At 61.3% G+C, this 22,747-nt stretch carries 16 protein-coding genes and 1 riboswitch; of the genes, 14 read left to right on the plus strand and 2 right to left on the minus strand.

Features of this window, described 5'->3' with window-relative positions; translation table 11 throughout:
* Positions 1-87 precede the first annotated feature (87 nt).
* On the minus strand, positions 88-2,709 hold the full coding sequence (gene valS / locus RY113_RS04040; protein ID WP_315913630.1) for a valine--tRNA ligase: 2,622 nt from the start codon (positions 2,707-2,709) through the stop codon (positions 88-90).
* Between the two features lie 51 nt (positions 2,710-2,760).
* On the opposite strand from valS, the gene RY113_RS04045 reads away from it, so the two are divergent.
* The 7 genes from RY113_RS04045 (at position 2,761) to ndk (ending at position 10,642) form a co-directional block, all read left to right on the plus strand.
* Positions 2,761-3,231 carry a MepB family protein gene (locus tag RY113_RS04045; protein ID WP_315913631.1) on the plus strand — a complete coding sequence of 157 codons (471 nt, stop codon included), beginning with the start codon at positions 2,761-2,763 and terminating at the stop codon, positions 3,229-3,231.
* 211 nt (positions 3,232-3,442) lie between these two features.
* Positions 3,443-3,784, plus strand: a complete 342-nt coding sequence (locus RY113_RS04050; protein WP_315913632.1) for a DUF488 family protein — start codon at positions 3,443-3,445, stop codon at positions 3,782-3,784.
* Between the two features lie 50 nt (positions 3,785-3,834).
* Positions 3,835-4,599, plus strand: a complete 765-nt coding sequence (locus RY113_RS04055) for an SDR family oxidoreductase (RefSeq protein ID WP_315913633.1) — start codon at positions 3,835-3,837, stop codon at positions 4,597-4,599.
* 430 nt (positions 4,600-5,029) lie between these two features.
* Positions 5,030-8,332 carry an isoleucine--tRNA ligase gene (gene ileS / locus RY113_RS04060; RefSeq protein ID WP_315913634.1) on the plus strand — a complete coding sequence of 1,101 codons (3,303 nt, stop codon included), beginning with the start codon at positions 5,030-5,032 and terminating at the stop codon, positions 8,330-8,332.
* A complete protein-coding gene (locus RY113_RS04065) occupies positions 8,333-9,715 on the plus strand; it encodes a glutamate ligase domain-containing protein (RefSeq protein WP_315913635.1) in 1,383 nt (460 codons plus the stop codon).
* A gap of 3 nt (positions 9,716-9,718) precedes the next feature.
* Positions 9,719-10,183: a DUF4233 domain-containing protein gene (locus RY113_RS04070; RefSeq protein ID WP_315913636.1), complete on the plus strand. Its 465-nt coding sequence runs from the start codon at positions 9,719-9,721 to the stop codon at positions 10,181-10,183.
* 42 nt (positions 10,184-10,225) lie between these two features.
* Positions 10,226-10,642 (plus strand): nucleoside-diphosphate kinase, encoded by a 417-nt coding sequence (gene ndk / locus RY113_RS04075; RefSeq protein ID WP_110106336.1) that lies wholly within the window; start codon positions 10,226-10,228, stop codon positions 10,640-10,642.
* Positions 10,643-10,925: 283 nt separating this feature from the next.
* Here ndk and RY113_RS04080 read toward each other — a convergent pair whose 3' ends face one another.
* Positions 10,926-11,561 (minus strand): vitamin K epoxide reductase family protein, encoded by a 636-nt coding sequence (locus RY113_RS04080; RefSeq protein ID WP_315913637.1) that lies wholly within the window; start codon positions 11,559-11,561, stop codon positions 10,926-10,928.
* 370 nt (positions 11,562-11,931) lie between these two features.
* On the opposite strand from RY113_RS04080, the gene RY113_RS04085 reads away from it, so the two are divergent.
* From RY113_RS04085 to RY113_RS04115, 7 genes are all read left to right on the plus strand, one after another.
* Positions 11,932-15,486 carry an Rne/Rng family ribonuclease gene (locus tag RY113_RS04085; RefSeq protein WP_315913638.1) on the plus strand — a complete coding sequence of 1,185 codons (3,555 nt, stop codon included), beginning with the start codon at positions 11,932-11,934 and terminating at the stop codon, positions 15,484-15,486.
* A 116-nt stretch (positions 15,487-15,602) separates the two neighbouring features.
* A riboswitch (TPP riboswitch) is annotated at positions 15,603-15,701 on the plus strand.
* Complete coding sequence (locus tag RY113_RS04090) at positions 15,692-17,377, plus strand: bifunctional hydroxymethylpyrimidine kinase/phosphomethylpyrimidine kinase (RefSeq protein ID WP_315913639.1); 1,686 nt, start codon at positions 15,692-15,694, stop codon at positions 17,375-17,377. Its footprint overlaps the riboswitch before it by 10 nt.
* A gap of 393 nt (positions 17,378-17,770) precedes the next feature.
* The gene (gene rplU / locus RY113_RS04095; protein ID WP_110106340.1) at positions 17,771-18,079 is read left to right on the plus strand and encodes a 50S ribosomal protein L21; all 309 of its coding nucleotides are present in this window, start codon (positions 17,771-17,773) and stop codon (positions 18,077-18,079) included.
* Between the two features lie 60 nt (positions 18,080-18,139).
* Positions 18,140-18,397, plus strand: coding sequence for a 50S ribosomal protein L27 (rpmA, locus tag RY113_RS04100; RefSeq protein WP_044573643.1), 258 nt, complete (start codon positions 18,140-18,142; stop codon positions 18,395-18,397).
* Between the two features lie 173 nt (positions 18,398-18,570).
* Positions 18,571-20,187, plus strand: a complete 1,617-nt coding sequence (gene obgE / locus RY113_RS04105; RefSeq protein WP_315913640.1) for a GTPase ObgE — start codon at positions 18,571-18,573, stop codon at positions 20,185-20,187.
* Between the two features lie 5 nt (positions 20,188-20,192).
* Entirely contained in the window at positions 20,193-21,338 is a 1,146-nt protein-coding gene (gene proB, locus RY113_RS04110) for a glutamate 5-kinase (RefSeq protein WP_315913641.1), read from the plus strand.
* 95 nt (positions 21,339-21,433) lie between these two features.
* Entirely contained in the window at positions 21,434-22,714 is a 1,281-nt protein-coding gene (locus RY113_RS04115) for a glutamate-5-semialdehyde dehydrogenase (RefSeq protein ID WP_315913642.1), read from the plus strand.
* Positions 22,715-22,747: the final 33 nt, after the last annotated feature.

Raw genomic sequence — 22,747 nt, forward strand, 5'->3', positions numbered from 1 at the left:
GTGGTGCGGCGTTCCCCAGTAGCGTCCTCCAGAAATGTTCTCCGCAGGAGCGTTGACGCTGCGGAGTGATCCGAAGAGCAGCGGCGGCTAGGCCTGTGCGGGCTCCTGAACCGGCTCCAGCACAACATTGGAGACGGTGATCTGGCCCTCACCCACGGATACCGTGATCTCCACGGCATTCGCAGCAGCCTTCAAGTCTGACAACCCAGCGCCCAACTGTGCGGCTTCCACCTCGCCCGCAGTCACGGTGGCCGAGAGTACCTGGGTGCGCTGCTTGACCTTGGCCTCAGACTTGGCCTTGCGGATGCCAGAGAGGGCGTCGCCCACGCTCGAGAGCAAGGTGGTGTCGCCGTCGTCCACGCCAACAGCGGTGGGCCACGGTGCGCGGTGAACAGACTCTGTACGCCACCAGCTCCATACTTCCTCCGTGGCAAACGGCAGGAACGGGGCGAACAAGCGCAGCAGTGAATCCAGCGTGGTGGCCAGAGCAGCCAGCACGGATGCCTGGCCTTCCTCGCCGGATGCACCGTAGGCGCGGTCCTTGACGAGCTCCACGTAGTCGTCCGTGAAGTGCCAGAAGAAGCTCTCGGTCAGCTGCAGAGCGCGGGCGTAGTCATACTTTTCAAACGCAGCCGTGGCGGCCGTGACTACTTCGGATAGCTGGGCCAGTAGGCCACGGTCCAGAGGGTTGCTCAGCACGGCGCTGTCAGCAGAAAGCACATTGGCCTCTGTGGCGCCCAGGTTCAGCACAAACTTGGAAGCGTTGAGCAGCTTGATGGCCAGGCGGCGGCCAATTTTCATCTGCGCAATCTCATACGCCGTATCGGCACCGAGCTTGGCGGAGGCTGCCCAGTAGCGGACGGCGTCGGCACCGAAGTCGTTGAGCACGTCGGTGGGGACCACCACGTTGCCCTTGGACTTGGACATCTTCTTGCGGTCCGGGTCAAGGATCCAGCCGGAGATGGCGGCGTGCTTCCACGGGGCGCTGCCCTGCAGAGCATCGGCGCGCACAGCAGAGGAGAACAGCCAGGTGCGGATGATGTCGTGGCCCTGGGGACGAAGGTCGAAGGGGTAGACGTTGGAGAACAGTGTCTCGTCAACGCCCCAGCCGCCCACAATCTGCGGGGTTAGGGAGGAGGTGGCCCAGGTGTCCAGCACATCGGCGTCGCCAACAAAGCCGCCAGCAACGTTGCGCTGCTCCTCGGTGTAGCCGGGCGCCGCATCGGCCGCGGGGTCAACCGGCAGCATCTCGGTGGTGGGCAGGATGGGGTGATCGTAATCCGGGTTGCCGTCGGCATCCAGCGGGTACCAGACGGGAACCGGCACGCCGAAGAAGCGCTGGCGGGATACCAGCCAGTCACCGTTTAGCCCGGAGATCCAGTTGTCATAGCGTGAGCGCATGAACGCCGGGTGGAACTCAATGTCCTTGCCACGGTTGATCAGCTTCTCGCGGCGGTCCTCGTCGCGGCCACCGTTACGGATGTACCACTGGCGTGAGGAGACGATCTCCAGGGGCTTGTCACCCTTTTCAAAGAAGTTCACGGGGTGCATGATCTTCTTGATTTCGCCGTCCAGCAGCTCAGCCCCAGTAAGCATCTCAACAACGCCTTCCTTGGCACTGAAGACAGTCTTTCCAGCGATCTTCGCGTAGTTTTCGCGGCCCTCCTCGGAGGTGATCCAGTCAGGGGTATCGCCGAGGACGCGCCCGTCACGGCCTACGATGGCGCGGGTGGGCAGCTGCAGTTCGCGCCACCAGATGACGTCAGTCAGGTCGCCGAAGGTGCAAACCATGGCGATGCCGGAACCCTTATCGGCCTTGGCCAATGCGTGCGGTCGGACTTCAACCTCAACGCCAAACAGCGGCGAGGTGACCTTCTTACCGAACAGCGGCTTGTAGCGCTCGTCATCCGGGTTGGCCACCAGGGCGGAGCAGGCTGCAAGCAGCTCAGGGCGTGTGGTCTCAATGTAAATCTTGGTGCCGTCTTCGGCGAAGAACGGGTAGCGGTAGTACGCGCCCGGCATTTCGCGGTCTTCCAACTCGGCCTGGGCCACGGCGGTGCGGAAGGTGACATCCCACAGGGTGGGGGCCTCGGCCATGTAGGCGTCGCCGGCACTCAGGTTTTCTAAGAAGCCGCGCTGGGAGACTGCACGGGAGTGGTCATCGATGGTGCGGTACGTCAGCTCCCAGTCAACGGAGAGGCCCAGCGTCTGGAACAGGTGCTCAAAGACTTTCTCGTCCTCAACCGCCAGCTCTTCACACAGCTCAATGAAGTTCTTGCGCGAGATGACATCGAAATCACGCTGGTTCTTGGCGGGCTGCGCGGGAGGGCGGTAGTCGGCGTCGTAGGTGATCTTCGGATCGCAACGCACACCGTAATAGTTCTGCACGCGGCGCTCGGTGGGCAGGCCGTTGTCATCCCAGCCCATAGGGTAGAAGACGTTCTTGCCGCGCATACGCTGGAACCGGGCCAGTACGTCGGTCTGCGTGTAGGAGAACATGTGCCCCACGTGCAGCGATCCGGACGCGGTGGGCGGGGGAGTGTCAATGGAGTACACCTGCTCCCGCGTGGTTTCACGGTTAAACTTGTAGGTGCCCTCTTCCAGCCAGCGCTTGGTCAGGGACTCTTCAAGACCCTCCAAAACGGGCTTGTCGGGGACGTTGCTTGAGGTGGGTGCGGGCGTGTCTGTGCCCGGAATGATTTCAGCCATGCACCAATTCTTCCACGAGTTGGCGCCGAACCTAGATTCAGGGGATTTTAGATGCAGAACACAGGCAATCTATGGGAACGCTGGGGTGTCACCTGGGCTGATGTGGTGCCGGAGCAAGAGAGCGCCGAGTACTGTGCTCACACGCTGACCTTAGGTGGGCGGGCCGCTATTTTCCGCCGCGCGAAGACCACACCCACCAAGGTTGGCCAGTTTGTGACCCTGTGGCAGCGTTCTGCCGCGGGCCCTATCCGTCCCTTTGACATGCACGACGGCGTTGCCCTGTTCGTTGTTGAGGCTGGCGTGGGTGCGGGGCTGGGCCAGTTTGTGTTCCCCCTTTCCGTGTTGGCCCACCGTGGGGTGATCTCCGTCTCCGGGGTGGGCGGGAAACGGGCCATGCGTGTTTACACCCCTGATGTGCAGACCACCAGCGCACAGGCCAGGCGCACCCAAAAGTGGCAGTGCGAATGGTTTCTGCCCGCCGAGGCAAAGCCGGAGAGCGCTGCTCGGTTGTTTACAGCCTGACTTCCGCTGGTACGCCATTCACTATGCGCTTTTTGAAAATTCCTCCACGGCGCATGGGCAATGCTCGTCATGAGCCGGGCCGGATCCGACAGCTTCCGCGCACGGTTATGGGCCAATGGTGCGCAGAAACAGGAGCTGCGCACCATTGCAAGAAAACGGTGCGCAGTTGCATATGTGCCACCGGAGCAAACACCGGGGTTATGATGCAAATATGGGCACAATCAGGATTTTGCGTGTTTATGAAGAGCCGGAGCCGGGGGAGTACCGGGTACTGGTGGACAGGCTGTGGCCGCGTGGGGTCAAAAAGGACAAAATTGACCTCTGGCTCAAGGACGTGGCCCCCAGCACGGAGGTCCGCAACGCGTTTGGTCACGTCCCCGAGCACTTTGAAACCTTTGTCCGCGACTACACCGCAGAACTCAACAAGAACCCGGCAGTGACAGACTTGCGCGAGATCTTGGCTGGACATGAACAGGTGCTGCTGTACGGCGCCAAGGACCACGAGCAAAACCAAGCGGCTGTGCTGCTTAGCTTTTTGAATGCATCGTCCTGACTGCAGCTTTGTGACCGCATCCCGGAGATGCAACACGATACATTTGAAGCATGTCTGAAAACACTTCAAAGAATGCAGTTGTCACCGGTGCTAGTTCAGGAATCGGTGCCGCCACGGTCCGCAAACTCCGCGCCGACGGCTGGAACGTCATTGCCGTGGCCCGCCGCGAGGACCGACTGGTGCAGTTGGCACAGGAAACCGGCTCCGTTCCCTTTGCCGCGGATGTCACCTCGAGCGATGACGTTCAGCGGCTGCGTGATTTTGTCACGGACACCTTCAGCGAGCCAGGGGTGGACACGCTCATCAACATTGCCGGCGGCGCCCGCGGTGTGGACAGTGTGGCCACCTCGCAGGTGGATGATTGGGAATGGATGTTCCAGGTCAACGTCCTGGGAACCCTGAAGGTGACGAAGGCGCTGCTGCCTGCGCTGCGTGAGCACGGCTTCGGCACCGTCTTGAACCTGACTTCCACCGCAGCGTACACAGCCTACGAGGGTGGCTCCGGCTACAACGCAGCCAAGTTTGGCCAACACGCACTCACCGGTGCCCTCCGCTTAGAAGAAGCGGAGCACAATGTGCGCGTCATTGAGGTAGCTCCGGGATTGGTTCACACGGAGGAGTTTGCGCTCAACCGTCTCTCCGGGAATCAGGAAGCCGCCGAGGCGGTCTATCAGGGTGTTGAAAAACCACTCACCCCGGAGGACGTGGCGGATGTGGTGAGTTACGCCGTCGGGCTTCCCCACCATGTCAACCTGGACCAAATCATCATGCGCCCAGTGGCACAGGCGGCCGCTCACAAACTCATCCGCAAGTAGCAAACCAGGCTCCGCATCGGCTGTAGTTTGGAAGCGGCGAAATTGACCCGTGAGATAAGGCGCTTCTGGCAGGCTCAAAGCAGCCATATCTCACGGGTCGATTCTCGCAGGTCGATGAGGTTGCGGTGCCCCCGATGGTCCGAGCGCTGACCACCAGCCGCGGACCGAAGAAGCAGTACGGCCACCGTGGAAGTATCCGGTAAGATAAGGAACAAAGCACAGACCCGGCCATCACCGGTGAGCTTCCGGAAGAACGCCCCAGTCACCCTGAGAAGGAAAGCTGGCGTCAGTAGAACCGGGCGGGTAAGCCCGTTACAGCAGTCAACAAGCGGCCGGGCCCGGTGAAAATCAGGTGCGGCAAGCGAGGTGGTACCGCGGCGCAAGCCGTCCTTGCATCCTGAAAAAGTTCGCCCACCACCAGGATGATGTGATGACCCACTTCCCGAAGGCCTCAGCCGCCGCCGGCCTCCACGCCGAATCCAACCATGTTCCCTCCTCCGTGAATTTTCCGAAGGTGGAAGAACTGGTCCTGAAGTACTGGGATCAGGACGGCACCTTCCAGGCCAGCATTGACGCCCGCGACGCAGGTGTTGACGGGTCCAACGAGTTCGTCTTCTATGACGGCCCGCCCTTCGCCAACGGCCTGCCGCACTACGGGCACCTGCTCACCGGCTACGCCAAGGACCTGGTGGCCCGCTACCAGACCCAGCGCGGGCGCCGGGTGGAGCGCCGCTTCGGCTGGGACACGCACGGATTGCCTGCCGAGCTGGAAGCCATGAAGCAGCTGGGCATGACGGACAAGGCCCAGATCGAGGCCATGGGCATTGACAAGTTCAATGAGGCCTGCCGCTCCTCCGTCATGAAGTACGCTGGCGAATGGCAGGAGTACGTCACCCGCCAGGCCCGCTGGGTGGACTTCGAGAACGACTATAAAACGCTCAACGTTGAGTACATGGAGTCGGTGCTGTGGGCGTTCAAGCAGCTCCATTCCAAGGGGCTCACCTACAACGGCTACCGCGTGCTGCCTTACTGCTGGAAGGATGAGACCCCCCTCTCCAACCATGAGCTGCGCATGGATGAGGACGTTTACAAGGACCGTCAGGATGGCACAGTCACCGTCACGTTCCCGATCCTGCCCGGCGAATCCGCCCTCTCGCAGGAACTGGCCGGTGTGGCCGCGATCGCCTGGACCACCACGCCCTGGACCCTGCCCACCAACCAGGCCCTCGCTGTTGGTCCCGCCGTGAGCTACGCCGTGGTCCCTGTTGGGCCCAACGGGATCGCTACTGCCTCCACCACAGGTGCCGCTACCGCCGAGCGTTTCCTGCTGGCCGCTGACTTGGTGGGCGCGTACGCCAAGGATTTGGGGTACGACGACGGCGCTGCCGCAACGGCCGCCGTCTCCGCTTCCTATACGGGCACCGAGCTTGAGGGACTTAAATACGAGCCACTGTGGGACTACTTTGCCGACGATGAAAAGTACGGCACCGCCAAGTCCTGGCAGTTCCTGGTAGCCGATTATGTCACCACCACGGACGGTACCGGTATTGTCCACCAGGCACCCGCCTACGGTGAAGAGGATCAAAAGGTGTGTGAGGCGTACGGCATCCCCGTGGTTCTCTCCATCGATGAGGGCGCCAACTTCCTGCCGCTCTTCGCTGAAGGACCGCTGGCCGAGATTGCCGGTGTTCAGGTCTTTGACGCCAACAAGACCATCACCCGTGTGGTCAAGAATGCCGGGCGCCTGGTCCGCCAGGCCAGCTATGTGCACAGCTACCCGCACTGCTGGCGCTGCCGCACACCTCTGATCTACCGCGCCATCTCCTCCTGGTACGTGGAAGTCACCGCGTTCAAGGACCGCATGGTGGAACTAAACCAGGACATCAACTGGATCCCCGGCAACGTCAAGGACGGCCAGTTTGGCAAATGGCTGGCCAACGCCCGCGACTGGTCCATCTCCCGCAACCGCTACTGGGGCTCGCCCATCCCAGTCTGGCAGTCCGACGACGAAGAGTACCCGCGCACCGACGTGTACGGCTCCCTCGCCGAAATGCAGGCCGACTTTGGCCGCCTGCCACTGAACAATGAGGGCGAGGTGGATCTGCACCGCCCGTTCATTGATGAGCTCACCCGCCCCAACCCGGATGACCCGCGCACCCCCGAAGAAGGCCAGTCCACCATGCGCCGCGTGGAGGACGTGCTGGATGTTTGGTTCGATTCCGGCTCCATGCCCTACGGCCAGGTCCACTACCCGTTTGAGAACGAGGACTGGTTCAACACCCACAACCCGGCCGACTTCATCGTGGAATACATTGGTCAGACGCGTGGCTGGTTCTACATGCTGCACATCCTCTCCACGGCGCTCTTTGACCGCCCGGCGTTCCGCAACGTCATCAGCCACGGCATTGTGCTGGGCTCCGACGGCCAAAAAATGTCCAAGTCGCTGCGCAACTACCCGGATGTCTCAGAGGTCCTGGACCGTGACGGCTCCGACGCCATGCGCTGGTTCCTGATGTCCAGCCCCATCCTGCGCGGTGGCAACCTGGTAGTCACCGAACAAGGCATCCGCGACGGCGTCCGCCAGGTCATCCTGCCCCTGTGGAACGTGTACAGCTTCTTCACCCTGTACGCCAATACGGCCAACCAGGGCAAGGGTTACGACGCGAAGCTGCGCTACGACGGCTACTCCGATCCCATGGACCAATACCTGCTGGCCAACACCGGCGATCTGGTCCGCGCGATCACGGCCAAGCTGGATGGCTACGATGTCTCCGGCGCTTGCGATTCCCTGCGCAGCTACTTCGACATGCTCACCAACTGGTATGTGCGCCGCAGCCGCAACCGATTCTTCGACGAAAACGAAGACGCGTTTGACGCGCTCTACACCGCTCTGGAAACCGTGTGCCGGGTGGCTGCCTCGCTGCTGCCTCTGCTCACCGAGGAAATCTGGCGCGGGCTCACGGGCGGGCGCTCCGTGCACCTGACCGACTGGCCCAACGCCGATCTTTTCCTACCTGACGCCGCCTTGGTTGAAGGTATGGACCGAGTGCGCCAGATTTGTTCCACAGGTTCGAGCCTGCGCAAGGCTGCTAACTTGCGGGTGCGTCAGCCCTTGCAAGAATTGACCGTGGTCACGTCCAACTTTGATCTGAAGGTGGCTGCTGACATCGTCAAGGATGAACTGAATATCCGCAATGTTCGCTTCGTTGATGCCGTTGTCGCCTCCCCGGAGGAATTCGGCATCAGCCAGAAGCTGGTAGTCAACGCCCGTGCGGCAGGACCGCGCCTGGGCAAGAACGTCCAGCTCGCCATCAAGGGCTCCAAGTCCGGGGACTGGTCCGTCGCTGACGGTGTGGTCACCGCCGGTGGCCTGGCTCTGGAACCCTCCGAATATACGCTGGAGACCGTGGTGGCAGACGCGGCCGACGGCGGTAAGAGTGCCGTTGCAATGTTGCCCACGGGCGGCTTTGTGGTGCTCAACACCGAGCTGAACCCCGAACTTGAGGCTGAGGGCACCGCACGGGACATGATCCGCGCCGTTCAGCAGGCCCGCAAGGACACCGGCCTGCAGGTCAGCGACAGGATCCGCACCATCATCAGCGCCCCTCAAGAGACAATCGACGCACTGCACGCCAACGCGGAGCTGCTGAAGTCCGAGACTCTCACGCTCAAGCTTGAACTCATCCCCGGTGACGTTGAAACCACCATCACAGTTGAACGGAGTGCCGTCTAAATGAGCGCCCAGCACGATGAATTTTCGGTGGAAAGCGTTTACGCCGAGCTTTTGGGCCGTGCGCCCGAAAACAAGATGGAGCCGCGCCTGGCTCCGCTCTTTCGCGCCATGGAAATTCTGGGTGAGCCCAACAAGGCTTTCCCCATCATTCACATCACCGGCACCAACGGAAAAACATCCACAGCGCGGATGATCGAGGCGGGGCTGATAGCCCACGATCTGCGCACCGGCCGGTACACCAGCCCGCACCTGACAAAGGTCACCGAACGCATCAGCATTGACGGGGCGCCGGTCAGTGATGGGACGTTCGTAAGGATTTGGGATGAGATCCGCCCTTATCTGGACATTGTGGACGCCGAACTCACGGCAGCCGGTGAAACTCGCCTGACCTACTTCGAGGCGCTGACCATCTTGGCTTTCGCCATCTTCGCTGACGAGCCTGTTGATGTGGCCGTCATGGAGGTAGGGCTGGGCGGGATCACCGACGCCACCAATGTGGGAGACGGCCAGGTTGCCGTGATCACCCCCATCTCCTTGGATCACACCGAACTGCTCGGAGACACTACAGGGCTTATTGCACAGGAGAAGGCCGGCATCATCAAGGAGGGTGCGTTTGTCATCAGCGCCGCCCAGCCTACTGACGCCGCCCAGGTCATCCTGGATGCGGCCCGGGAAAAGCATGCCGATTTCCGCTTTGAAGGCGTGGAGTTCGGTGTTGAGTCACGCACGGTTGCCGTGGGCGGGCAGCAACTGGACCTGCAGGGACTGGCCGGGCGTTACCCGGGCATCCTGCTCCCGCTGCACGGTGCCCACCAAGCCCAGAATGCCGCCGTCGCACTTGCCGCGCTGGAAGCTTTCCTAGGCGGGGGAGAGAGGGAACTGAACCACGAACTCGTGCAGGAGGGCTTTGGCGCCGTCACCTCGCCGGGACGTCTGGAAGTCATGCGCACCTCACCCACCATTGTGGTGGATGCGGCCCACAACCCGGCAGGTATTGCGGCCAGTGCGGCTGCCTTGCAGGAGTCCTTCGCGTTCAGCAAGCTTGTGGTGGTGCTGGGCGTGCTGGCGGAAAAGGATGCGCAAGAAATCCTGAACTCGCTCAAGGAAGCCTATGGTGATGAGGCGCAGGAGCTGTGCCTGACACAGTCGAACTCCCCGCGCGCCATCCCGGCAGCGGAATTGGCTGAGCTTGCCGTTGACCTTGGCTGGAATGAGGAAGACGTCCACATTGCGGAGAAGCTTGATGACGCCATTGAGTGGGCGGTGGAACGTGCCGAAGCCAATAACGATCTCGCCGGCGGCGTACTGATCACCGGCTCCATCACCGTGGTGGGTGAGGCCCGGATACTGCTGGGCCGCCCCGGCGAAAAGGCAGGCGCCTAAGCCATGGCAAAATTGACAAAGGCGCAGCGCGAATGGAAGCCCAACACGCCGAAGAAGCCACGCTCCACACGGCTGATGTTCGCCTCCGTGGTGCTGTTTCTTGAAGCTTTCGTGGCCCTGTTCCTGGCCCTGGCACTCTTTGGCCTGAAGGACAAAAATCCGGCCTATCTCATTGCCGGCGGCGTGCTGGCCGTGGTGCTGATCCTGACGTGCGGGGTGATCCGCAAACCCTGGGGCCCGGCGTTGGGGTGGATTTTGCAGATTGTGCTGATCGCGGGTGGCTTCTGGGAACCGTCCATGTTCGTGGTGGGTGTGTTGTTCGCGGTGGCCTGGTGGTATGCCCTGTATGCCGGAGCCCGGATTGACCGTGAGAACGCCCAACGCGCCAGGGTTCAGGCGCAATGGGATGCAGCGCACCCCGAGGAATCGGCTACAGAGGAATCGGCGCCTGAGGAACCGGCCGAGTAAGCTAAGAGTGAATGTCCTTTTTATCTATTTATTGGAGTTATTGTGAGCACTGAGCGCACCCTTGTCCTTGTGAAGCCCGACGGCGTGGCCCGCAACCTCACCGGCGCCATCCTGGCTCGCGTTGAAGCTAAGGGTTACACCTTGGTTCAGCTCGAAATGGTCAACGCGACCCGTCAGGTCCTCGAGGCTCACTATGAAGAGCACGTGGGCAAGCCGTTCTACGAGCCGCTGGTTGACTTCATGCTCTCAGGGCCCATGGTGGCGGCCATCTTTGAAGGGGACAGCGTTATTGCCGGGTTCCGTTCACTGGCCGGCGCTACCGATCCCACGGTGGCTGCCCCGGGCACCATCCGCGGCGACTTTGGCCGTGACTGGGGCCTGAAGGTTCAGCAGAACCTGGTCCACGGTTCCGATTCCGTGCTCTCAGCAGAGCGCGAGATCGGTATCTGGTTCGACTAGTCCCCACGCCCTCCCGCAGCTCGCAAGCTCGTTGCGGGTCCCTCGGGCGCGTGGGCCCATCCACGCCCTCCCGCAGCTCGCAAGCTCGTTGCGGGTCCCTCGGGCGCGTGGGCCCATCCACGCCCTCCCGCAGCTCGCAAGCTCGTTGCGGGTCCCTCGGGCGCGTGGGCCCATCCACGGAAGTTCGACGGCGGGGGCTCACCTTATGGTGAGCCCCCGCCGTCGTTTTTAACCCCGCGGCCACTTCCAACGCTCGGTTGGTAGTTAACCGAGCGTTGGAAGGCTAGGCGTTGGAGGGGATGATCAGGTGAATGAACCGGAAGAAGATTGATGCCAGGGTGGCCAGGTAGATCAGTCCCACAATGGTCCAGGACCAATCGTTGAGGAACTTTCTCAGCGCAGCGGGTGCGGGGATGATGCCGTGATTGATGTTCCGCAGCGTTGTCCACACGAAGAGGGGGATCATCATGGCCCACACCACCATGCAGTACGGGCACAAGATCGCCAAGGTGTACAACGCTGTGAACCAGAACCAGGACACCAGGGCCATGCCTGCGGTGATGCCAATCTGCAGGCCGATCCAGTACCAGCGGCTCATTTTTGCCCCCGCCAGCAGGACCATGCCTGTGGTGATCACCACGGCAAATGCGGCCACGCCAATGAAGGGATTCGGGAAGCCAAGCAGGGCTGCCTCGGGCGTCTTCATGACGTCGCTGCAGGATATCCAAGCGTTGACGTCGCAGCTGGCAATGGCGTTCGGATTCTTATAAAGCTCTAGCCTCTCCAGCACCAAGGTGAAGGATGCAATCCAGGCGATGGCGCCGGTAATGACCAACAGCCAGCCAAAGGGTTTGGCGCGCGCCAGGGCAGGTTTGTCCAGATCAGCTGGCTCAATGGGGGAAACTGTGGTGCGTGGCATGGCGTCCTATTCATCGAGACCGGTGATTGTGTCCTGATTGTAGCGTGCCAATCATGGCGCGCCCTGCGCGAAATCGCAGGTAGGACAAGTGCGTGTGAGACAATATAAAAGGCTGGGCGGCGATCCACATGCGCCTTTCGGTCCTATGGCACGCCTACTGGCTGCTGGAGAAGACGTTGCCTGTGTGTGCAACCATCCACCAGCTCAGTATTTGGCAAACCATTGGCTTTTCAGAGCTTGCGCACCCGGAAGTTGGTGCCGCCTGGAAAGTAATTAGACGACTTCCGTCAACGCCCGAGGGTGTTGGCACATCAGCCGACTTTGGCGCCCGATGTGGAGGTGCCAAATCGGTGCGAAGGCACTGCCCACAATGGAAAATGAACAGCCCACACTAGAGAACACAGAAGTTGCTCCGGCCGCAGCTCCAAAGACTCGCACCACGCGGTCCCGCCGAGCCACCTCAGCCGTCACCAGCCCTGGGACAGCCGCCGCAGCACCGGCCGAGGCTGAAACGCCAGCCAAGAAAGCTCCCGTGCGTCGCAGCCGCGCCAAAAAGAGCGATTCCCCGTTGAGTAGCTCCGCAGCGGAAGCAGAGGCGCCGTCCGTCAGCGATGCTGGCTTGTCGCTGCTCGACGCCAACTCTGAGAAAACCGGCTCTGAAGCCGCAGCCAATGACGTGGCCGCCCCCGCCAAGAAGGCCCCCCGTCGCCGTGCCAGCGCCCCCGTCACTGCTCCCGTTTCGGGCGAAGTTGCCGGCCAGGGTGAACTGATCCTGACAGGCGGCGCCCCAGCTACAGTTGTGCCTGAAGAAGATGCTCCTGCACGCAAGGCTCCGGTCAGGCGCAGCCGTGCAGCAAAAGCTCCCGTCACCAAGGTTGCAGCAGAGCAGCACGCAGACACGGGCGTTGTCGAAGTGCAAGCGACGGCTGAGGTTGCCACCGAGAAGGCAGACGCTCCCAAGGCCGCCACTTCCCGCACCCGATCAACCTCACGCCGTGCCTCTGCGAAAGCGGCAGATGTAGCCGCGCCGGAGGCCGCCCAGGTAGCCGACCAGGAGAGCGTCAGTGAGGTAGGGGCTGCCACCGAAGAAGCGCCCGTGCAGGTTGCTGCTGCAGCAGCGCCCAAGGCAACGCGCAGCCGCCGCCGGAGCTCAGCCCCCACGTCTACCCCCGCATCCGCAGCCTCGGCCGTAACCGCAGCTCCCGCCGAGGCTGCCGTACCTACCGTGACCGGTGCGCCTGCCGAAGGAACCGGTGCGAATTCCGAAGAAGCTGCCCAAGAACCCGTTGAAGCACCGCAGGCCATTGATGCGCCCGAACAAGCCGAACCCGCTGTGACGGACTCCTTGTTCCATGCTCCGGATTCCGGCATCTCGGCACTGTTCTTGGCGCCGGATCTGAGCCTAGTGGTACCCGTTGCTACCACGCAGGGCGGGAACCCTGAGGAGAACACGCAGGACGGAGCGGATGCCGATCAGCGTGGCCGCTCACGCAACCGTAACCGCCGGCCACGCGCAGCCGATACGCAGCCGGTGGATGAGAGCCAAGATGTCGACGTCGCTGAGAGCGATTCTGATGACAGCGACGACGGCGTGACCTCCCGCCGCCGCCGCCGTCGCCGCCGTGGCGATACGGATCTGGAGTTGACCGGCGGCAGCGATGAAGATCCGCCCAACACGGTGACCCGTGTGCGGGCCCCCCGCGTTCCTGCCGAGCCCACGGCAAGCGTCTCTAACCGTGTTACGAGCCTGCGCGGCTCTACCCGTCTGGAAGCGAAGAAGCAGCGCCGCCGCGACTCCCGCGATTCCGGCCGCCGCCGCACAGTCATCACAGAAGCCGAGTTCCTGGCCCGCCGCGAATCCGTGGACCGCGTCATGGTGGTCCGCCAGGCCGATGACCGCATCCAGATTGGTGTTCTCGAAGACGGCATCCTGGCCGAGCACTTTGTTTCCAAGACGCAGCAGGATTCCCTGATCGGCAACGTCTACGTGGGCAAGGTCCAAAACGTGCTGCCCAGCATGGAAGCGGCCTTCGTGGATATTGGCCGCGGCCGCAATGCGGTTCTTTACGCTGGCGAAGTTGATTGGGACGCAGCGGACCTCAACGGCCAGCCGCGCCGCATTGAAAACGCGCTGAAGTCCGGCGATTCGGTTCTGGTCCAGGTCTCCAAGGACCCTGTTGGACACAAGGGTGCCCGCCTGACCAGCCAGATTTCCCTGCCCGGACGCTACCTGGTGTTTGTGCCCGGCGGCTCCATGACAGGGATCTCACGTAAGCTGCCCGACGTCGAACGGAACCGTCTCAAGCGGGTCCTGAAGGACCACCTGCCCGAGAACGCCGGGGTCATTGTGCGCACAGCAGCCGAGGGTGCCAGTGAGGAAGAGCTCACCAATGACATCAACCGTTTGCGCGCCCAGTGGGAAGGCATCAACAACCGTGCCGCCTCCTCCAAGACGCTGGCACCGGAAATGCTCTACGGCGAGCCGGATCTGACCATCAAGGTGGTCCGTGACGTCTTCAATGAGGACTTCTCCAAGCTCATCGTCTCCGGTGAAGACGCCTGGGACACCATTGAGGCCTATGTGACCTACGTGGCTCCGGATCTGTTGGACCGTCTGGAGAAGTGGACCAACCCCGAAGACATTTTTAGTGCACACCGCATTGACGAGCAGATCAACAAGGCCCTCGAACGTAAGGTGTTCCTGCCTTCCGGTGGTTCACTGGTCATTGACCGCACGGAAGCCATGACAGTGGTTGATGTGAACACGGGCAAGTTCACCGGATCCGGCGGCAACTTGGAAGAGACCGTCACCAAGAACAACTTAGAAGCTGCCGAGGAAGTGGTGCGCCAGCTGCGGCTGCGCGACATTGGCGGCATCATTGTCATTGACTTCATTGACATGGTTTTGGAATCCAACCGCGATCTGGTGCTGCGCCGCCTGGTTGAGTGCCTGGGACGTGACCGGACCAAGCACCAGGTGGCCGAGGTGACGAGTTTGGGTCTGATTCAGATGACCCGCAAGCGTATGGGCACCGGCCTGCTTGAGGTCTTCGGTGAGCAGTGTGGCACCTGCGCCGGCCGCGGCATGGTCACCCACGAAATTCCCGTGGAGCACCGCCGCCCGCACACTCCCGGCGTGGAAGGCGCCCAGGTTCAGGCTCAGGTTCACGCACCCACCGTGGAGCAGCGCGAGCCGGAACGCACCGCTAACCGCTCAACCCGAAGCGAGCGGAAGCGCAACCGCAACCGTACGCAGGGGAACGAGGCGGAGCAGCATCAGGAAACCCCCGTGACGCCGCTGTCCGATGAGGCTGCCGAGGCCCTTGAAGCCGCGAAGGTGCAGAAGGCTCACGAAGCCCGTGCCGCGCTGGCGAATATTGCTGCCGCAGCTGCTGCCACGCATCACGAGCATTCCCCAGCGCAGGGGCACCACCAGGCTGCGGATGCTTCGGAGCAGCATGTAATGCACGACGCCGGAATCCTCACCTTGGGTGGGGAGGCCATTGAGTTGCCGCGTGGGCATCGCAGTGAAAGCGGTGGCATGGTTGCGCACAACAATGCTGATCAGGCAGCCGCTCTGGCGGGGCTGACTCAGGCGCTGGACCAGCTCTCAGCCCCCGGGGCAGAGCACTCTGCACCCGAGCCATCTGCACCCGAGCCCTCTACGCACGAGCACAAGGTAGCGGAGGCGGAAGAGTCCGGCAGTAACCGTTCCCGAGCACGCCGTGGCCGCCGCAACCGCAGCGCACGCAGTGCTCAAGGTGGTGCTGATATGACGGTAGAAACGTCAGAGGCGCCTGTTACAAGCCAAGGTTCAGCTCCCCACAGCAGCGCTCAGGTGCGCATCTCTACACCGGCGCCGGTAGTCCACAAGAGTGCCGAGCCCATCATTTTGGGTGTAGGGGTTCCGGCTTCCGAGCTGTAACCGCCTAGGCCTTCTCTCAATGGCCCGCAGCGACGCTTGAAGAAACGCAAATGTGCGTCACTTTACAGGCATTGCTGCGGGCTATTTTTTGTTGGCCTGCTAGCAGGGTTAGGGTGGAAACAGACACGGGGTGCCAGGCCATCAGGGCCGGCTGAGACAATACCCGTTGAACCTGCCCGGTTAGCACCGGCGAAGGGATGTCCCCATGGATACAACTGCACTAGTTTCTTCTGATCAAGACGCGCTACCCCTAGCCTCAACAGTCCAAGCCTCAACCGTCCAAGCCTCAACAGTCCACGCCTCGCTTGTTGCAGGCTCGCCAGCTGCGGCACTGCCAGCGCCACAGCTCCCGGGAACACGGCACCCACGGGTTTTGAGTATTGCCGGTTCCGACCCTTCGGGAGGGGCCGGTATCCAAGCCGATATCAAAGCAATCAGCGCCCATGGCGGTTACGCAATGGCCGCCATCACGGCATTGACGGCCCAAAATACGCGAGGCGTCCGCGAGATTCACGTGCCGGACGTTGGATTCCTTAGGGCACAGCTGGAAGCCATCTCCGAAGACATCAGCATTGATGCGGTGAAGATCGGCATGCTGGGCACGGCCGAGGTGATGAGCGCGGTAGGGCAATGGCTGGCGGCAACCCGGCCTCCCGTCGTCGTGCTTGACCCGGTCATGGTGGCTACCAGCGGTGACACGCTCATGGCTCCGGAGGCCCGCAACGCCATGCTCTCTCTGCTTTCCCTGGCGCACCTGGTCACCCCCAATATTCCCGAGCTTGGTGTCCTGCTGGGCAAGCCCGCGGCCTCAAGCTGGGACGAGGCGGTGCAACAGGGCAAGGAACTGGCAGCCGAACACCAGATCCGGGTGCTGGTCAAAGGTGGGCATCTTGCGTCTCGGAAATGTCCGGACGCCCTGGTTTCCGCGGACGGCACAGTGCATGAATTCATGGGGACACGCATTGACACCCCGAACACTCATGGCACCGGCTGCTCACTTTCGGCGGCTCTGGCAACTCTTATGCCCCAGCTCAATGATTGGCCCCGCAGCGTGGCCCGTGCCAAGGCGTGGCTGGCTCGTGCCTTGGAAACATCTGCTGAACTGGCGGTGGGTCACGGTTCGGGGCCCGTCAATCACCTGAGCGAACTGTGGGCAACTGCTGCTCCTCACGCAGATAGCTTCAGCCAAGAGCTCTGGGCGGACTGCGCTGAGCAACGTGCCGCGATTGCTTCCCTTGATTTCATTAGCGAACTTGCCGCGGGAACACTCGCCCGCAGGCACTTTGCCTACTATCTGGCCCAGGACGCACTCTACTTAGGCACGTACTCGCGGGTGCTCGCGAGGGCCAGTGCGCTGGCGCCGACCGAAGTGGAACAGAAGTTTTGGGCCGGCGGGGCACAGAACTGCCTCGAGGTGGAAGTCTCATTGCACCGAGATTGGCTAAGTCAGTATCCGTTGGAGCGGGAACACGATGCGGCGGGGCTGTTGGAGGGCGGTCACGGTGCCGGGCTGATGCAAGGACCTGTCACCAAACACTATGTGGATCACCTGCAAGGTGTGGCCTTCTCGGGAAGCTACGGCGAAGTAGTGGCCGCAGTGCTGCCCTGCTACTGGCTGTATGCGGAAGTGGGCCGCATGCTGCACACCGAGTATCTAGCGTTTGAGGGTGAGCACCCCTACGGGGCCTGGTTGCAAACGTACGCCTCCGAAGAATTTGCCAAAGCCACGGAAACGGCAATTGCCATCCTGGACAACGCAGCACGGAGCGGTTCAGTGCGTGAGCGGGCCGGCATGAAGGCAGCCTTTGCCCACTCCGCCGCGTACGAGGTGGACTTCTTTGCGGCCCCGCACCTGCACGCTCCTGCGCCCCAAGATACCCAGAGTGATTAACACCACGCCGGATAAAGCAAAAAATGCGGCGAGTCACGCCCGGAAATGCCTTTTTCTGATCTGAGTCGCGCTAAAGTTGCCTAGTACGGTTTCGGGGATCGCCGCAGCCATCGGATGAAAATATTCACTTGTCCGAGGATGCGCAGGATACGAAATCAGTCTCATTTGCTCCCGGAGCCAGAATTAGCGTATTCTTGATCTTCGGTGCTTACGCCAACACCTAGGGCAACCACTCCATGGCAGAACTCCATTGAGGTCCACGGCGTTGAGGCACATAGTATGCATACCGTGTCTGTTCAATCTTGAACTGCGGCGCATACGGTTAGCATGGTCAATTATGATTCATGTTGGCATAAAAACTTTGTAATAACGTCGAGAGAAGTGAGTTCCCCAGTGGTGTACGCGATTGTCCGCGCAGGCGGCCGTCAAGAAAAGGTTTCCGTAGGAGACCACGTGACCATGAACCGCGTCCCCGGTGGAGTCGGTAGCACATTTGAGCTGCCCGCTTTGCTCTTGGTTGATGGTGACAAGCTCACCACAGCCGCGAAGGACCTGGCTAATGTGAAGGTTACGGCTGAGAAGTTGGAGGATCTTCGTGGACCGAAGATCGTCATCCAGAAGTTCAAGAACAAGACCGGCTACAAGAAGCGTCAGGGTCACCGTCAGGAACTGTCCAAGGTCAAGATCACCTCAATCGCTTAATAAGCGCACTGAGCGTTAGATCCACTTAGATACTTTTAGTAAAAAGGCAGGCATTTTCAAATGGCACATAAAAAGGGTGCGAGTTCCACTCGCAACGGTCGTGACTCCAACGCTCAGTACCTGGGCGTAAAGCGCTTCGGCGGTCAGGTTGTCAAGGCTGGCGAAATCATCGTTCGCCAGCGCGGCACTCACTTCCACCCCGGCGTTAGCGTCGGCCGTGGCAAGGACGACACGCTGTTCGCATTGGACGCAGGCGCAGTCGAGTTCGGCACACGTCGTGGACGTCGTGTTGTAAACATCGTTGCAGCTACGGTCTAATACCAAAGCTTTTCCAGTGGAGCGGGCCGCATGGCTCGCTCCACTGGCTTTTAACACAGGCAGTTTTAACATCAGATTTTATTACCATCAGCAGCGCCAACCGATATCGGTGTGCAGCTGTGCAGCGGACTAGAATTAGTACGCAGTAGCACGTTCTATTCAAGGAGATTTCAGTGGCCAGCTTTGTTGACCGGGTTGTTCTGCACGTATCCGGCGGGACTGGCGGCCATGGCTGCGTCTCAGTTCACAGCGAAAAATTCAAGCCGTTGGGCGGGCCCGACGGCGGCAAGGGCGGCGACGGTGGCAGCGTCACCTTCCGCGTCAGTGACCAAACCACCACCTTGCTTGACTTCCACCACGCACCCCACCGCCGCGGCGGCAACGGCCAGCCCGGCATGGGTGACTGGCGGGACGGCAAGGACGGGGCATCCCTGATCCTAGAAGTACCCGATGGCACCGTTATCAAGGACCGAGACGGCAATGTTTTGGCCGATCTGGTGGGCATCGGTACCGAATATATTGCTGCCGCCGGTGGCCAAGGCGGACTTGGCAACAATGCTCTGTCCTCACTCAAGCGCAAGGCTCCGGGCTTCGCGCTGTTGGGTATTGCGGGCTCAGAGGCTGACATTGTCCTTGAGTTGAAGTCCATCGCTGACATTGCCCTGGTGGGCTTCCCATCCGCCGGTAAGTCCAGCCTCATCGCTGCCATGTCTGCGGCCCGGCCCAAAATTGCTGACTACCCCTTCACCACGTTGATCCCCAACTTGGGTGTGGTCCAAGCCGGTGACGTACGTTTCACCATGGCTGATGTGCCCGGCCTCATTGAAGGTGCCAGCGAAGGCAAGGGCCTGGGCCACAACTTCTTGCGTCACGTAGAACGCTGTGCCGCCATTGTGCATGTCTTGGACTGTGCCGCCCTTGAAGCTGACCGCGACCCCATCAGTGACCTCGCCATCATCGAGCGCGAACTTGACCGGTACGACGTTGACATGAGTTTCGCAGGAGCCGACGGTGACGTGGTGCCTTTGAACGCCCGCCCCCGCCTGATCGCCCTGAACAAGGTTGATTCTCCTGATGGCCGTGACATGGCTGGTTTTGTCCGTGCCGACCTGGAATCACGCGGCTACCGCGTCTTCGAAGTCTCCGCCGCAAGCCACGAAGGTTTGAAGGCACTCGGCTTTGCCATGGCTGAAATTGTCATGGCGGCGCGCAAGGCCCAAGCGGACATGGCCGTTAAGGTTGCGCCCGTTGTGCTGCGCCCCCGTGCAGTCAATGAATCGTCCTTCACCATCCATCGTGAAGAGCGCAATATGCTTCCGCTATTCCGTGTTCGCGGGGAAAAGCCCGAGCGTTGGGTTGAGCAGACTGACTTCCAGAACGAGGAAGCCATTGGCTACTTAGCAGACCGGCTGGCGAAGGCGGGAGTCGAGAAGGAACTCTTCCGCATCGGTGCCACACCTGGGGATACCGTGGTCATTGGCGGGGACAACGGCATGATCTTCGACTGGGAACCGACCATGATGGGTGGCGCCGAGCACCTGGCCGCACCCCGTGGCACCGACCTGCGCCTGCTGGATCTGGGTGATCGCCCCACACGTTCTCAGAAGCGCCAGGAACAGCAGGATCGCCGCGACGCAAAGTCCGCTGCACGCGCCGAAATGGCTGCCGAGCGCGAGGCCGGTATCTGGACCGAGCTCAGTGATGACCGCACCACCAGCAAGGCGCACAGTACCGCCGCGGATCTTGCTGCCGAAGGCTCATCCGACGCCACAGGTGCAGCTCAGGACTAATGGCAATGACGGGGCAGGATCAGGCGGGTTCAGGTACATCGCGTAGCCATATAGCGACTGCGGCGCGAATCGTGGTGAAGGTAGGCTCGTCGTCGTTGACGTCAGTTGCCGGTGGTATTTCCGAGGAGGCGCTACGGGCGCTGGTAGCTGTTGTGGCGCAGCGTCAGCGCGCCGGCACAGAGGTCATCTTGGTCTCCTCCGGAGCCATCTCCGCCGGCCTGCTCCCACTGGGCCTGTCCAAGCGACCCAAGGATCTTGCCACTCAGCAGGCAGCTGCCAGTGTGGGGCAGGGCCTTTTGATGGCGCACTACAACCAGGCGTTCGCCTCTCACGGGGTGACAGCCTCCCAGGTCCTGTTGACCGCTGAGGACCTCACGCGCCGTCACCAATATGTCAATGCTCACCGGGCCCTGGAGCGTCTGCTGCATCTGGGCGTGGTCCCTATTGTCAATGAAAATGACACCGTGGCCACCCATGAAATCCGGTTTGGTGACAATGACAGGTTGGCTGCTCTGGTGGCCCATCTTGTTAAGGCTGATGCGCTGGTCCTGCTCTCCGACGTCGACTCCCTCTACGACGGTCCGCCCGCGGAAGGTGCCACGCGCATCAGCAATGTGGACTCACCCGAGGACCTCGAAGGCATTGTGATAGGCAGTTCGGGCAAGGCCGGGATTGGTACAGGCGGTATGGCCACCAAGGTTCAGGCTGCCCTGATTGCCGCCGAAACAGGCATCCCGGCACTTGTCACCTCCACGGAGCAGGCAGCGCAGGCTCTGGCTGGTGAAGACGTGGGCACCTGGTTTGGGATCAACGGAAATAAGCGCCCCGTCCGCATGCTCTGGCTGGCGCATTTGGCCGATATTCGTGGTCGGTTGGTGTTGGACGACGGCGCCGTCCGGGCCGTGGGGGAGCGGCACAAATCGCTGCTGCCCGCCGGTATCACGGCCGTCACCGGTGATTTTGACCCTGGCGATGCGGTGGAAATTTGTGATTCCGCAGGAAATGTTTTTGCCCGGGGATTAGTCAATTACAGGTACTCGGATCTACCCCAAATGTTGGGCCGCTCAACCAAGGCGTTGGCCAAGGAACTGGGCCGCGAATTTGAACGTGAGGTTATCCACGTCGATGACCTGGTGCTCCTGAACCCCTAAGTAGATTGCCCGGCAGTTTACAGGGGTGGCACAGCCGGGACGCTCTGAGGGATACGCCACAGCATCTCATTCGCAGGTACCTTAGACTTGGTGACATGACCGAGCAGATTGTAGAACTAGATATTGCCGCCGAAGTTCGGGCGATCACCGACCGCGCCCGCCGGGCAGCCCGCCGCATGGCCGGGGCCAACCGTGCATGGAAAGACAAGGGCTTGCGAGCCATTGCAAAGGCACTCCTGGAGAATCAGGACACCATCCTGAGCGCCAACGCAAAAGATGTGGCCAATGGCGCTCAGAACGGCACCTCCGTGCCCATGCTGGATCGGCTTACCCTCACCAAGCCACGCATCAAAGGACTCGCAGATGCACTTGAGAACCTTGCAACCCTGCCGGATCCTGTAGGGAATGTGGTGCGTGGTCAGACACTTCCCAACGGTCTGCGCATGCGTCAGATCAACGTACCCATGGGCGTTGTGGCCGCCATTTACGAGGCCCGCCCCAACGTGACAGTTGATATTGCCGGCTTGGCGCTCAAGAGCGGCAACGCCGTCATCCTGCGTGGCGGCACTGCCGCAGCGAACACCAACAAGGCGCTCCTGAGTATCCTCCGTGATGCCCTCGATTCCGTTGGCCTGCCTTCGGACGCAGTCCAGTCAGTTGATCAGTTTGGCCGCGAAGGTGCCAACCTGATCATGAAGGCCCGCGGCGCCGTGGACGTCCTTATTCCCCGTGGTGGACGCGAACTGATCCAAACCATCGTGAACAACGCCTCCGTCCCTGTCATTGAGACTGGTGAAGGCAATGTGCACATCTTCATTGACGCCAGCGCCAAAGAAGAGATGAGCGTAGATATTTTGCTCAATGCCAAAACCCAGCGTCCCAGCGTGTGCAACACCGTAGAAACACTCCTGGTGCACAAGGATGCCAAAGTACTTGGCCCCGTCCTTTCCGCCTTGGCCAAGGCAGGGGTTCGGCTCCATGTTGACGAGCGGGTGCAGGCGGTGCTGCCCGCAGGGCTCACAGCGGATCTTGCCACTGACCAGGACTGGGCCACTGAATACATGGACCTGGACCTGGCAGTGAAAATGGTTGACTCGATGGATGAGGCGATCAAGCATATTCGCAGATGGAGTACCGGTCACACAGAAGCCATCCTGACCAACGACCTATCCAACGCCGAAAAATTTGTGGCTGAGATAGATTCCGCGGCCGTCATTGTCAATGCCAGCACCCGGTTCACGGACGGTGGAGAACTGGGGCTGGGGGCTGAAGTTGGCATTTCGACCCAAAAGCTGCACGCTCGCGGGCCCATGGGACTGACCGAGCTGACTACCACCAAGTGGATTGTTCAGGGCGAAGGTCAGATCCGGGGCTAATCCCCAGGCCCTCCCACTACTCGCAAGCTCGCA

It is taken from the genome of Arthrobacter sp. lap29 (assembly GCF_032458965.1).
Classification (GTDB): Bacteria; Actinomycetota; Actinomycetes; order Actinomycetales; family Micrococcaceae; genus Specibacter; species Specibacter psychrochitiniphilus.